The organism is Pseudomonas sp. 13B_2.1_Bac1, assembly GCF_025466155.1.
In the GTDB taxonomy this organism is placed as follows: Bacteria; Pseudomonadota; Gammaproteobacteria; order Pseudomonadales; family Pseudomonadaceae; genus Aquipseudomonas; species Aquipseudomonas aylmerensis.
This window is the reverse complement of sequence record NZ_JANLOH010000104.1, coordinates 12,948-26,565: the sequence shown is the minus strand read 5'-3', so window position 1 is coordinate 26,565 and position 13,618 is coordinate 12,948. Positions and strand designations below refer to the sequence as shown.

At 61.7% G+C, this 13,618-nt stretch carries 11 protein-coding genes; 2 read left to right on the top strand and 9 right to left on the bottom strand.

Annotated features, from left to right (window positions below):
• Window positions 1-504 precede the first annotated feature (504 nt).
• Both gltP and NTD80_RS25670 read left to right on the top strand, forming a co-directional pair.
• The gene (gene gltP / locus NTD80_RS25675) at window positions 505-1,836 is read left to right on the top strand and encodes a glutamate/aspartate:proton symporter GltP (protein WP_065902840.1); all 1,332 of its coding nucleotides are present in this window, start codon (window positions 505-507) and stop codon (window positions 1,834-1,836) included.
• Window positions 1,837-1,931: 95 nt separating this feature from the next.
• On the top strand, window positions 1,932-3,161 hold the full coding sequence (locus NTD80_RS25670) for a nucleoside recognition domain-containing protein (RefSeq protein WP_120447338.1): 1,230 nt from the start codon (window positions 1,932-1,934) through the stop codon (window positions 3,159-3,161).
• 81 nt (window positions 3,162-3,242) lie between these two features.
• Here NTD80_RS25670 and NTD80_RS25665 read toward each other — a convergent pair whose 3' ends face one another.
• The 9 genes from NTD80_RS25665 to NTD80_RS25625 form a co-directional block, all read right to left on the bottom strand.
• Window positions 3,243-3,854 carry an ABC-type transport auxiliary lipoprotein family protein gene (locus tag NTD80_RS25665; protein WP_262135420.1) on the bottom strand — a complete coding sequence of 204 codons (612 nt, stop codon included), beginning with the start codon at window positions 3,852-3,854 and terminating at the stop codon, window positions 3,243-3,245.
• Window positions 3,851-4,789 carry an MlaD family protein gene (locus NTD80_RS25660; RefSeq protein ID WP_065902843.1) on the bottom strand — a complete coding sequence of 313 codons (939 nt, stop codon included), beginning with the start codon at window positions 4,787-4,789 and terminating at the stop codon, window positions 3,851-3,853. Before NTD80_RS25660 ends, NTD80_RS25665 begins: the two co-directional genes overlap by 4 nt.
• A 1-nt stretch (window position 4,790) precedes the next feature.
• Entirely contained in the window at window positions 4,791-5,594 is an 804-nt protein-coding gene (locus tag NTD80_RS25655) for an ABC transporter ATP-binding protein (RefSeq protein ID WP_065902844.1), read from the bottom strand.
• Window positions 5,591-6,739 carry an ABC transporter permease gene (locus NTD80_RS25650; RefSeq protein ID WP_065902846.1) on the bottom strand — a complete coding sequence of 383 codons (1,149 nt, stop codon included), beginning with the start codon at window positions 6,737-6,739 and terminating at the stop codon, window positions 5,591-5,593. Before NTD80_RS25650 ends, NTD80_RS25655 begins: the two co-directional genes overlap by 4 nt.
• A gap of 54 nt (window positions 6,740-6,793) precedes the next feature.
• Window positions 6,794-7,825 (bottom strand): DUF5924 family protein, encoded by a 1,032-nt coding sequence (locus NTD80_RS25645; protein ID WP_120447339.1) that lies wholly within the window; start codon window positions 7,823-7,825, stop codon window positions 6,794-6,796.
• A 72-nt stretch (window positions 7,826-7,897) separates the two neighbouring features.
• Window positions 7,898-9,280: a M16 family metallopeptidase gene (locus NTD80_RS25640; protein WP_262135419.1), complete on the bottom strand. Its 1,383-nt coding sequence runs from the start codon at window positions 9,278-9,280 to the stop codon at window positions 7,898-7,900.
• Window positions 9,281-9,337: 57 nt separating this feature from the next.
• Complete coding sequence (locus tag NTD80_RS25635) at window positions 9,338-10,996, bottom strand: Na/Pi cotransporter family protein (RefSeq protein ID WP_065902852.1); 1,659 nt, start codon at window positions 10,994-10,996, stop codon at window positions 9,338-9,340.
• A gap of 210 nt (window positions 10,997-11,206) precedes the next feature.
• Window positions 11,207-11,974: a TerC family protein gene (locus NTD80_RS25630; RefSeq protein ID WP_014716354.1), complete on the bottom strand. Its 768-nt coding sequence runs from the start codon at window positions 11,972-11,974 to the stop codon at window positions 11,207-11,209.
• A 64-nt stretch (window positions 11,975-12,038) separates the two neighbouring features.
• Window positions 12,039-13,346: a CitMHS family transporter gene (locus tag NTD80_RS25625; RefSeq protein ID WP_065902853.1), complete on the bottom strand. Its 1,308-nt coding sequence runs from the start codon at window positions 13,344-13,346 to the stop codon at window positions 12,039-12,041.
• Window positions 13,347-13,618: the final 272 nt, after the last annotated feature.

Sequence of the window (13,618 nt, the reverse complement as noted above, 5' to 3'; positions counted from 1 at the left end):
ACTTGCGGCGGGCTTATGCTGCTTACTTCCCTCCTCATACCGCTCATAGCCGAGAATTTCCTTTCTGCCTGCACTTAACCATTACTTGGTGTGTACGAGCGACCATCTATCGAGAAAGTTTTGCCCTTGCTATAGGACATTTCTGACACGACGCCCATGAATTTCCAGGCATTTTTGCCAATGGCCTGAAGTCGTCCTGAATCTCTGCGCGAGCCTGAATTGGCCGGTTCACGGCATGTTCACCTGCCAAAATGTCGCATTTGAACTGACCGATCAGACAGTTATTATGAAAAAAAGCCATGCCGATTCGGCATAGGGTAGGCGTTTACGGCATTAGACGTCGCCCCCTTGCATCGGAATAGTTGCGCCTTTTTTCGCCTGCCAGTAAGCCATTTCGGCCACGCTGCGGTGACCTTCCATGGAGGCAGATGCTCACACTTTTTCGCTCTCGAGCGTTCCAGCTGGCGCATTTGCCTTAAGTCCACTTGAAGTAAGGGTAATGACATGAAGAAGGCAAAGCTAAGCCTCGCCTGGCAGATCCTCATCGGTTTGGTGCTGGGGATTGCAATCGGTGCAGTGCTCAACCATTTCAGTGCTGAAAAGGCCTGGTGGATCAGCAATGTGTTGCAGCCAGCGGGCGATATCTTTATCCGCCTGATCAAGATGATCGTGATCCCGATTGTGATTTCTTCGCTGATCGTCGGCATTGCCGGAGTCGGTGACGCGAAAAAGCTCGGGCGTATCGGTGTCAAAACCATCCTTTACTTTGAAGTGGTCACCACCATCGCCATCGTGGTCGGCCTGTTGCTGGCCAATCTGTTCCACCCCGGTGCCGGTATCGACATGAGTACCCTGGGCACCGTCGATATCTCCAAGTACACCGCCACCGCTGCCGAAGTGCAGCATGAGCATGCGTTTATCCAGACCATCCTCAACCTGATCCCGTCGAACATCTTCGCCGCCGTCGCCCGTGGCGAAATGCTGCCGATCATCTTCTTCTCCGTGCTGTTCGGCCTCGGTTTGTCGAGCCTCAAGCCGGAGCTGCGCGAGCCGCTGGTGACCATGTTCCAGGGCGTGTCCGAGAGCATGTTCAAAGTCACCCACATGATCATGAAATACGCCCCTATCGGTGTATTCGCGCTGATCGCGGTGACTGTCGCCAACTTCGGCTTCGCCTCGCTGCTGCCGCTGGCCAAGCTGGTGATCCTGGTTTACGTGGCCATCCTGTTCTTCGCCTTCGCGGTGCTGGGCTTGATCGCACGCCTGTTCGGCTTCTCGATCCTCAAGCTGATGCGTATCTTCAAGGATGAGCTGGTGCTGGCCTACTCCACCGCCAGTTCCGAAACCGTGCTGCCACGGGTGATCGAGAAGATGGAAGCCTACGGCGCGCCGAAGGCTATCTGCAGCTTCGTGGTACCGACCGGCTACTCGTTCAACCTGGATGGCTCGACCCTGTACCAGAGCATCGCGGCGATCTTTATCGCCCAGCTGTATGGCATCGACCTGTCGATCGGCCAGCAACTGATGCTGGTGCTGACCCTGATGGTCACCTCCAAAGGCATCGCCGGCGTGCCGGGCGTGTCCTTCGTGGTGCTGCTGGCCACCCTGGGCAGCGTGGGTATTCCGCTGGAAGGCTTGGCGTTCATCGCCGGTGTCGACCGCATCATGGACATGGCGCGTACCGCGCTCAACGTGATCGGCAACGCGCTGGCCGTGCTGGTGATCTCGCGTTGGGAAGGCATGTACGACGACGCCAAGGGCGAGCGCTACTGGAACTCCCTGCCGCACTGGCGCAGCAAGCAGGCGCTGCCGGCCGGCGAGACCAGCCGCGGCTGATGCTGGCGTGATCTGAACAAACCCCGGGAAATCCGGGGTTTGTCGTTTCTGCCAGCCCCGCTATCATTCGCCCCATCTTTCGGGGGATTCAACTGATGCTCAATGGCCTGTGGCTTGGCTTCTTTGTCGTGGCAATGGTGTCAGCACTGGCGCAATGGCTGGTCGGCGGTAACGCCGGGATTTTTGCAGCGATGGTGGAAAGCATTTTCGCCATGGCCAAATTGTCGGTGGAAGTGATGGTGCTGCTGTTCGGCACGCTCACGTTGTGGCTGGGCTTTCTGCGCATCGCCGAAAAAGCCGGGATCGTCGACTGGCTGGCCAAGGCCCTCGGCCCACTGTTTCGTCGCCTGATGCCGGAGGTGCCCGCCGGCCACCCTGCCATCGGCCTGATCACGCTCAACTTCGCCGCCAACGGCCTGGGCCTGGACAACGCCGCGACGCCCATCGGCCTCAAGGCCATGAAGGCGCTGCAGGAACTCAATCCCATCCCCAACACCGCGAGCAACGCGCAGATCCTGTTCCTGGTGCTCAACGCGTCCTCGCTGACGCTGTTGCCGGTGACGATCTTCATGTACCGCGCCCAGCAAGGCGCCGCGGACCCGACGCTGGTGTTCCTGCCGATCTTGCTGGCGACCAGTGCGTCGACCCTGGTGGGCCTGCTGTCGGTGGCGGTGATGCAGCGGCTGCGGCTGTGGGACCCGGTGGTGCTGGCGTACCTGATTCCGGGCGCGCTGGTGCTGGGCGGTTTCATGGCGCTGCTGGCGACATTGTCTGCCACCGCGTTGGCAGGGTTGTCGTCGATCCTCGGTAACCTCACGTTGTTCGGCTTGATCATGCTGTTCCTGGTGATCGGCGCGTTGCGCAAGGTCAAGGTGTACGAGGCGTTTGTCGAAGGCGCCAAAGAAGGCTTCGACGTCGCCAAGAACCTGCTGCCGTATTTGGTGGCGATGCTGTGCGCCGTGGGCGTGCTGCGTGCTTCCGGGGCGTTGGATTTCGGCCTGGAAGGCATTCGCCATCTGGTCGCCTGGACCGGGATGGACACACGCTTTGTCGACGCGTTGCCGACAGCGATGGTCAAGCCGTTCTCAGGCAGCGCCGCACGGGCGATGCTGATCGAGACCATGCAGACACAGGGTGTGGACAGCTTCCCGGCGTTGGTGGCGGCGACGATTCAGGGCAGTACCGAGACCACCTTCTATGTGTTGGCGGTGTACTTCGGCTCGGTCGGCATCCAGCGCGCGCGGCATGCGGTGGGGTGTGCGTTGCTGGCGGAGTTGGCCGGCGTGGTGGCGGCGATTGCGGTGTGCTATTGGTTCTTTGGCTGATACCGCTATCGCAGGCCGGCTCCCACTCGGAATGTATTCACCGTTCAAATGGTGGGAGCGGGCTTGCCCGCGAAGAGGTCCTCAGCGTCTAGGGGCTGCATTGCCCTGCTGCACCACCCAATCCACCACCTGCTTGTTCAACTGATCCCCCGCCTGCCCAAACCCGGCCACCACTGCCGACACCTTGGTGTCGCTCACCGGCTGGTGAATCTCAAAGCGGCGGCTGGCAATAATGCGCTGGTCACTGCCGCGTACCAGGCGTGCGTCGAGGCGTATCACCACCTCCACCGCACTGCCGTGATATTCACTCTGGAACGCCAGCAATTGCCCGCCCAACTCATAGTCGGATTGCAAGTTGGTGTCGTCGGTACTCAGCAGCGTCACTCGGCCATCCCGCTGGAAACCATCCATGAAGCGATTGCGCAGCAGCACCGGCGACGGATCGCTCCAGCGTGAGTTGGCGTAGCTGCTGATCAGGTCGCCATTGGGCACCACGGCAATGCGTGGGCTGTCGAGGAATTCGCTGGTCTGCGGCTTGTTCACGCGCAGCGACCAGCTCACCGGAGTGCCCTGGCTCGCGGTCTGGCTCGAGGCCAGGCGGTACACGTCCGAAGGGTCGGCCTTGGGCAATATCGAGCATGCGCTGACCAGCGCCAGGGCCATGGGAATGATCAGTTGGTAAGCACGCTTCATGGCGTGAACTCCTTGTTCTTGTCGCTGCCCAGCAGGTAGCCGCTGGGGTTGGCTTCCAGGCGGCGAGAGATGGCACGCAGCGAGCCGAGGGTCTCACGCAGTTCGCGCACGGCCGGCGCCAGTTCGTTGAGGCCCTGCATGCCGCTGTTCACCGAGTCCTTGTTGTTGGTCAGCAAGGTGTTGATGGTCGCGGTGCTTTGCTCCAGGGATTTCATCGCCTGCTCGGCGCTGCCGAAGGCCTGTTTGCCTTGGTCGTTGAGCAGGCCGTTGGCGTTGCGCATCAGCGTGGTGGTTTGCTCGAGCGCGGCGCTGGCCTGCTTGCTCACCTGCATCAGTTGCTGCATCACCACCTTGATATCGCCGCGCTGGTCGGCGATGGCGCCGGTGGTTTGCTGCAGATTGTCCAGGGTGTTGCTCAGGCGTTCGACGTTCTCCCGCGAGAACATGTGATTGGCGTTGTGCAGCAGCAGGTTGATGCTGGTCATCAGGTCGTTGCTGTTATTCAGCAGGCGGGCAATCGGCGATGGCGAAGCGATAATCTCCGGCAGGTTGCCGTCCTTGCCCTTGAGTTCCGGGCTTTGTGGCGTGCCCCCGCTGAGCTGGATGATGGAGGTACCGGTGATGCCGGTCAGGGCGAGCTTGGCCTGCGTGTCTTCCTTGATCGGCGTCTGGCCGGCCAGGCGGATGCGCGCCAGCACCCGGCGCGGGTCGTTGGGGTCCAGGCGCAGGCTGATCACATCGCCGACCTTGATCCCGCTGTATTGCACCGAACTGCCCTGGGACAGGCCGCTGACCGCCTCGTTGAAGATCACTTCGTAATCCTGGAAGGCCGTATCGACGCTGGACTTGGCCAGCCACAGGCCGAACAGCATCGCGCCGACCACCACGATCACGCTGAACAGACCGATCATCACATGATGGGCTCGGGTTTCCATGTCATACCTCGTTGAGCGGTTGAGCGGCATCCAATGCCGCGCGGCCCCGGGGGCCGTGGAAGTATTCGTGAATCCAGGCGTCGTCCGTTTCCGAGACGACATCGATGGCATCGGCCACCAGCACTTTCTTCTGCGCCAGCACCGCCACGCGGTCGGTGATGGTGTACAGCGTGTCGAGGTCATGGGTGACCAGGAACACGCTCAGGCCCAGCGCATCGCGCAGGGTCAGGATCAGTTGGTCGAATTGCGCCGCGCCGATCGGATCGAGGCCGGCGGTGGGTTCGTCGAGAAACAGGATGTCCGGGTCCAGCGCCAGCGCGCGGGCCAGGGCGGCGCGCTTGATCATGCCGCCGGACAGCGACGCCGGGTATTTGTCGGCCGCCGACAGCGGTAGCCCGGCCAGGGCCAGCTTGACGGCAGCCAGGTGCTCGGCGTCGGCGCGGCTGAGGCCGGCGTGTTCGATCAACGGCAGCGCGACGTTCTCGGTCACAGTCAGCGAGGAAAACAGCGCGCCCTTCTGGAACAGCACACCGAAGCGCCGTTCCACCTGCGAGCGCTCGTGTTCCGACAAGCTCGGCAGGTTCTTGCCGAATACCCGCACCTCGCCCGCGCTGGGGCGCCGCAGGCCGACGATGCTGCGCAAGAGCACCGACTTGCCGCTGCCGGAGCCGCCGACCACCGCGAGGATCTCGCCCTTGTACAAATCCAGGTCGAGGTTCTCGTGCACGCTCTGTTTGCCAAAGCGATTGCACAGGCCACGCACCTCAATCACCGCCTCGGCGGGCGCACGGTGTAGACGACTCACCAGCCCATCTCCATGAAGAACAGCGCGGCGACCGCATCCAGCACGATCACCACAAAGATCGATTGCACCACGCTGGAGGTGGTGTGGGCGCCGACCGATTCGGCGCTGCCGCTGACCTTGAAGCCTTCCAGGCAACCGATGGCGGCAATCAGGAAGGCGAAGATCGGCGCCTTGACCATACCCACCAGGAAGTGCTGCACGCCAATGTCCGATTGCAGCAGCGAGAGGAACATCGCCGGCGAAATATCCAGGGCCACCGCGCACACCACGCCGCCGCCGACGATGCCCGAGAGCATTGCCAGGAACGTCAGCATCGGCAGCGCCACCAGCAGCGCCAGTACCCGTGGCAACACCAGCAGCTCCATCGGGTCGAGGCCGAGGGTGCGGATCGCATCGATTTCCTCATTGGCCTTCATCGAGCCGATCTGTGCGGTAAAGGCGCTGGCGGTGCGGCCGGCAATCAGGATCGCGGTGAGCAGCACGCCGAATTCGCGCAGGAACGAGAACGCCACTAGGTCCACGGTGAAAATCGTCGCGCCAAAACTCTTGAGGACCGTGGCCCCAAGGAACGCCACCACGGCGCCGACCAGAAAGGTCAGCAAGGCGACGATGGGGGCGGCGTCGAGGCCGACCTGTTCGAGGTGCGCAACCATCGGCGTCAGGCGCCAGCGCTTGGGCCGGAAGATGCCGCGGGCGAAGGTTTCGAGGATCAGGCCGATGAAGCCCAGCAGTTTCTTGCTGTCCTGCCAGACGGTGTCCACCGCGCGCCCGATACGCGCCAGCACCTGGATGCCGGCGGTTTCTTCCGGGGCTTTGTCTGGCACACAAAAGTCATTGAGGGAGCGGTAGACGGTCTTGAGCAGCGCGCGGTCGGCAGCGCTGAGGCTGCAGTCGGTCTGTTCGGCGGATTGCTCGATGCGGTCGGGCCCCAGCAGCTCCACCAGCAGCGAGGCACCGGCAGTATCCAGGGCGCCGAGGCCGTTGAGGTCGATGCGCGCGCCGGCGTCGTATTGGCCGTCGAGTTTGTCGGAAAGCTTTTTCAGGCTGGCGTAGTGGGCAAGCGTCCAGTCCCCCGTAATCCTGAGTAACGGAGGGGCGGTAGACGTATCGAGATGGGCGGCGCCGGCCGTTGTGCTGCTGGTCATAAGCTCCGAGCTTGTCTGGCTATCCACAATTGCTACGTAATAGCACGAACCGGCCTACTTTGGGTTGTCCGTTTGTGCTGCGTCCGCCACTTTGAAGCGCAGGACGCCGATCACTTGCCCGTCCTCGGTCAGCACCTGCACTTGCCAGCGGCCTACCGCGTCAGCCGGGAAATTCTGCTTATGGGTCCAGGCACGATAGCCTTCCTTGCGCCCACCGTGGATATCCAGGGCGATGCGGTCGACTTCTTTGCCATTGAATTTCCACACATGGTAGATGCGCTCATCCAGCCCCCGCGGCGCATTGATCGCCGTGTAGGCGTACAGCCCGCCGCTGCGCAGCTGGGCGGCAGTGACTTGTTTGAGATCGTCACCCGGCGTGCGGTCTTGCAACTGTGTGCTGATGGCGACTTCGGTCATCCACAGGGTGGCCGGCGGCACCCAACTGCGCAGGAACCAACCGGCGCAACCGATAGCGGCGGTGACCCCCAGCAGCATCGCCCAGCCCTTGAGGCTGCGCAGCGGCAGGCTTACCGCCAGGCTTGGAATCGACAACGCCATGGCCACGCCGAGGGCGAGCTTGTAACTTTCGGCGGTGGTCAGGTGCAGGATGATCGGCAGCGCGGTGAGCAGCGCGGCGAACAGGGTCAGGGTGTGCAATGCCAGGAACAGCGAGCGCTTGGGCGCCAGCCACTTGTAGTAGAGCGGGTCGGTGATCGACACCAGCGCTGCAGCGCCGAGCAGGCCAGTGAACACCGACTGCCCGCTGTTCCAGGCGGTGGTGACGAAAAAGAACGGCAGCACAAAAAACAGACTTTCCTGGTGGATCATCTGGGTCGCGTAGCGCAGCAAGGGTTCGGGGATTTCGCGCTTGAAGACTTTGGTGAACAGCTGGGTAAAGCTGTTTTCGAGCATCAGCCACAGCCAGCTCACCAGCATGATCACTGCGATCCAGCTGGCCATGCCCTGCTGGCGATCCACCAGGATGAAGCTGCACACACCCGAGATAAACCCGCCGAGTGCAATCACCCCTGGGTAGCGCTTCATCAGTTCGAGGACGCGCTGGATAAGACGGGTCAGGTTTGGCATTCGGCAGTTCGCAGTCTTTGTAGGAAAAAATCCCAGACAGAATAACGTCTTAGCCCTGGGTTCGGTGCCTCATTACGCGACTCGTTTGCGATAAACCCGCACGCCGATCAACACAATGGCGATCAGCCCGAGCAGGCCGGCACCGATCCAGCTGAGCATGTCGTAGCTCAGCAGCGGCTTCTCGATGCGCCAGTAGCCCGGTTGTTTGAAGACCTCACGCATAGCCTGGTTGGTCTGGTCCAGGCTCACGGCCTTGATCCGTTTGACCGGGTCGCTGAAGTGCCCATTGTGGTAATCGCCCGAGGCGCTCCAGTAATAATCGGCCAAGGCGCTGTTGCCCTGCACGGCCCAGGCCTGTCGGGCGACGGCGGCCTGCTGGAGGCGACTGAACACGGCGGGGTCGAGGCCGTCCTTGAGCAGTTGCGCCTTGAGCTCTTGCAGCACGTGTTCGGCTTCGGGGAGATTTTCTCGCTCAAGGTCGGCATTCAGGCTGAGGAAGCCGACGCCGCCGAGCACTTCGCGCTCGCTCCATGGGCCGTAGGACAAGGCGTGCTTGAGCCGTAGTTGGCGGTACAGCGCCCAGTCGAGGTAGTCCTTGAGCAGGTCGTAGGTTTCATCATGCTGGTCATCCAGCACCGGCTCGGGGAACAGCCAGTGCAGCTTGGCGCTGTCGCCGACCCAACCGTGGATCAGCTCGCGATGGCTGGCGGCGGCGTGCTGGATGTCCGGCAGCGCCAGATGCTCGCTGGGCTCCACCGGCTCAAGTTGGCCGTAAGTGCGCTCCAGGTAAGCGGGCAGCAGTTTGTCGAGGTCGCCGACGATGATCAGCGTCATGTTGTTGGGCGCGTACCAGTTCTTGCGCAGGCTCTCCAACTGGTCGCGAGTCAGCTGATTGACCTCGGCGCGTTCGGCACATTTGAGCCCCAGTTCGACGGCCAGTTGATTGCTGGCGGTGTGGCCCAGGTCCTGGCGGTCGAGCAGGCGTTGCAGGTGTGAGTAATGGCCACCGTCCTCGCGCTCCACCACCTGCTTGGCTGCCTGGATGTTGGCGTCGGTCAGTTCGGTGCGGGTGATGATCGCCAGCAGCAGGTCGAGCACCTTGCGCTGGTTTTGCGCGGGGGCCTCGATCACGAAGGTGGTGTCGGCATTGCTGGTGTAGGCGTTCCACTCGCCGCCCAGGGCCTGCATGCGGTCTTCCAGTTCGCCTTCGCCGCCGCCGTCGAGGCCGCTGAACAGCAAGTGTTCGAGCAGGTGCGGCAGTTCCTTGTCTTCGCAACTGAAGTCATCCAGGCCTACACCGACCACCAGTCGGATCGCCACGTGCCCGCGCTCGGTGCCCGGCTTGAGCAGCAATTGCAGGCCATTGGGCAAGGTGTAGCCCTCGACTTGCAGGCGGTCAAAGGCAAAGGCATGGGCGGAACCCATGAGCAGGCAAGCGAATAACAGGCGACGCATAACAAGCTTCCTGGCGTGTGAGGTCAGTTTTAACTGACTTCACGCGCCATCATCCGTTCAGGGTGAATGCGTGATGTCGGCAATATCTTCGGCGGAGAGCGCGCCGGTATCGGACGTTTCCAACACTACATAAGCACTGCTGCAAAACAACGAGTTCAGACGCTTCATGTCGGCAATCAGCTCCAGGTGCAGGGAACTGGTCTCCAGGCTTTGTACGACTTTGCGTTGCAGGCGGCTGACATGGGCGTGGGCCAGGCGCCGTTCCTGGGCGCGGAAACGGCGCTTTTCGCGCAGCAGTTGGCGGGCGCTTTCCGGGTCGGCGCTGAGGAACACCGACAGGCCCAGGCGCAGGTTGGCGATCAGCTGGGAGTGCAGGCCGCTGAGTTCTTCCAGGCCGACCTCCGAGAACTGCCGGCGTTGCGAAGTTTTCTGCTGCTGGACTTTGCGCAGCATGCGTTCGATCAGGTCGCCAGCCAGTTTCAGGTTGATCGACAGCTCGATGATCTCGGCCCAGCGGCGGCTGTCCTGCTCACTGAGGTCCTCGCGCGGCATTTGTGCCAGGTAGAGTTTGATCGCGCTGTAGAGTGACTCGACGTCGTCGCTGAGGCTGCGCATCTCCTGGGTGATGGCGGTCTGCTTGCCGCGCAGCACTTCCTGCATGGCGGTGAGCATGTTGTCGATCAGGTCGCCCAGGCGCAGGGTTTCGCGCGCGGCGTTGGCCAGTGCCAGGCTGGGGGTGGTGAGCGCGGCAAGGTCGAGGTGACGCGGCTTGGCCGTGCCATTGACCTCCTCGCGCTCCGGCAGCAGCCAGGCGCACAAGCGCGACATCGGGCCGATGCTCGGCAGCAGGATCAGGCAGCGGCTGACGTTGTAGAGCAGGTGGAAGGTGATAACCATGCCCTGGGCGCTGTAGTCCAGGCCGTCCATCCACAGTACGAGCGGGTCGAGTACCGGGATGATCAGCAGCAGGCCGATCAATTTGTACAACAGGCTGCCCAGCGCCACCTGGCGACCGGCGGCGTTCTGCATGCTGGTACTGAGGAAAGCCAGCACACCACTGCCGATGTTGGCGCCGATCACCAGGCCGATGGCCACGTGCAGGCCGATCACGCCGGCGCCGGCGAGGGTCGCGGTCAGCAACACGGCCGCCAGGCTGGAGTAGGAAATCATCGCGAACAAGGCGCCGACCAGGGCATCGAGCAGGATGTCGCCGGTCAGCGAGGCGAACAGCACTTTCACACCCTGGGCATGCGTAATCGGCCCGGCGGCCTCAACGATCAACTGCAGCGCGAGGATGATCAGCCCGAGGCCAATGCCTACACGGCCCAACTGCCCTGCCCGCGTCTGTTTGCGTGACAGGAAGAAGATCACCCCGAGAAAGATCAGCAGCGGCGACAGCCAAGACAGGTCAAACGTCAGCACCCGCGCCATCAGCGCGGTACCGACATCGGCGCCGAGCATGGTCGCGAGCGCGGGCATCAAGCCCATCAGGCCCTGGCCCACGAAAGAAGTCACCAGCATCGCGGTGGCGTTGCTGCTCTGCACCATGGCGGTCACCAGGATGCCAGCGACAAACGCCAGCCAGCGCTTGGACATGTTCTGCCCGATGACTTGGCGCAAGTTAGAGCCGTAGACCCGCAGGATGCCGGTACGGACGATATGCGTGCCCCAGATAAGCAGGGTCACGGCGGAAAGCAGATTGAGCAAGGTCAGCATGCTCGGCCCCCCGTGTGGGTTAGCTCAAAAAGAGCAAATGAGAATTGCCGCGTGCCGCTCTACGTCTTGTACTTAAGCTGTAGTTGGCGAATGGGCTGTGCGCCAGCATCGCATAGCTAAAGTCGTGATTGAAATAAAACTGTCATGAAATCAGCTTTTTGCAGAGGGAAAAAAGGGGCTCGAAAGCCCCTTTTCAGTAGCGGGTCAGGTTTATTGACCCGGAATGTCCTTGCGCAGTTTCACAGGATCCTGCTGTTTCTTCTTTTTCGCGATGGCAGTGCGCATCTTGATGTTCACCGCTTCCACCGCCAGCGAGAACGCCATGGCGAAGTAGACGTAGCCTTTTGGCACGTGCACGTCGAAGGATTCGGCGATCAGCACGGTACCCACTACCAGCAGGAACGACAGCGCGAGCATTTTCAGCGACGGGTGCTTGTCGATGAATTCGCTGATGGTGCCGGCCGCCAGCATCATCACCAGCACCGCGACCACGATCGCCGCCACCATCACCGGAACGTGCGAGACCATGCCCACGGCGGTGATCACCGAGTCCAGGGAGAACACGATGTCGATGATGGCGATCTGGATGATGGTGTAGATGAACTTGCCACCCGCGCCTTTCGGCTCGTCGTGGGTTTCGTCTTCACCTTCCAGGGCGTGGTACATCTCCTGGGAGCTTTTCCACAGCAGGAACAGGCCACCGAAGAACAGGATCAGGTCGCGCCCGGAAATGCCCTGGCCGAATACCACGAACAGGTCGGCGGTAAGTTGCATGACCCAGGTGATCGACAGCAACAGCAGGATGCGCGTGACCATGGCCAGGGCCAGGCCGAAGATCCGGGTGCGCGCTTGCATATGCTTGGGCATGCGGCTGACCAGGATCGAAATCATGATGATGTTATCGATGCCCAGGACGATCTCGAGGGCCGTCAGGGTGAAGAAGGCAATCCAGATTTCCGGATTGGTCAGCCATTCCATGTGTATTCCTTTGAGCAAGTGTTAAACCGCGCAAGCTGCAGCGCCGCGCGGTGAGTCGGTACGATTATAGAGTGCTGAACAGCGGAAAAATCCCCATCAGCAACGCGGCGAACATTATGCACAGGCATACCAGTACTGCCCACTTGAGGGTGAAGCGCTGGTGATCGCCAAATTCGATACCGGCCAACGCCACCAACAGGTAGGTCGACGGTACGAGCGGGCTGAGCAAGTGCACGGGTTGGCCAACGATGGAGGCACGCGCCATCTCCACGGCGGTGATGCCGTAATGACTGGCGGCTTCGGCCAGCACCGGCAGTACGCCGTAGTAGAACGCATCGTTGGACATGAAGAAGGTAAACGGCATGCTCACCAGTGCGGTGATCACCGCCAGGTAAGGGCCCATGGCATCGGGGATGACGGCCAGCAGGCTCTTGGACATCGCATCGACCATGCCGGTGCCGGAGAGGATGCCGGTGAAGATACCCGCGGCGAAGATCAGCCCGACCACTGCCAATACGCTGCCGGCGTGGGCGGCGACGCGGTCTTTCTGCATTTGCAGGCACGGATAGTTGACGATCATCGCGATACTGAACGCCACCATGAACAGGACCGGCAATGGCAACAGGCCGGCGATCAGGGTGCACATCAGGGCAAAAGTCAGTGCGCCGTTGAACCAGATCAGCTTCGGACGGCGGGCGTCAGGGTATTGCGACACGCTGATTTCGCTGTGGTCGATTTCGTCCCCTTGCAGGTGCAGTTCGCCCAGGCGTGCACGCTCGCGCTTGCCGTACATATAGGCGATCACCAGGATCGCGATCACACCGGCGGCCATGGCCGGGATCATCGGAACGAAAATATCCGAAGGGTCCACATGCAGCGCACTGGCGGCGCGGGCGGTCGGGCCACCCCAGGGCGTCATGTTCATCACGCCACCGGCGAGGATGATCAGGCCGGCCATGATGCGCGGGCTCATGCCGATGCGCTGGTACAGCGGCAGCATGGCGGCCACGCAGATCATGTAAGTGGTGGCGCCGTCACCGTCCAGCGACACGACCAGGGCCAGCACGGCGGTGCCCACGGAGACTTTCAGCGGGTCGCCCTTGACCATCTGGAGGATCTTGCGCACGGCCGGGTCGAACAGGCCGGAGTCGATCATCAGGGCAAAGTAGAGAATGGCGAACATCAGCATCACGCCGGTCGGCGCGAGTTTGGTGATGCCCGCGAGCATCATCGGGCCGATCTCCGGCGCAAAGCCGCCGAACAGCGCGAACAGGATAGGCACGATGATCAAGGCGATCAGCGCGGACAGGCGCTTGGTCATGATCAGGAACATGAACGTGATGACCATGGCAAAGCCAAGGAAAGTCAGCATAGGAATACTCCAGGCGTAGCGCGGCTAGGGAATGGCGAACCGGGTGGGGTCAGCGCAGAACGAAAGGCACGTGGCTTACGGGTGGAGTCGGGGCAAACAGGCGGGTACGAGCGGACATCGGGAATCACCATTGTTGTTGTTAACAGCCGGTCTGTTGCCGGCAGTGGGGCGATCCTAGACGGGGAAGCTTTCAGCCAGCTTTCGCTGGGCAAACAGTTGATGGAGGGTAGATACGCGGTCGTCAGATTTACACAGCGCCAATGTGGGAGCAA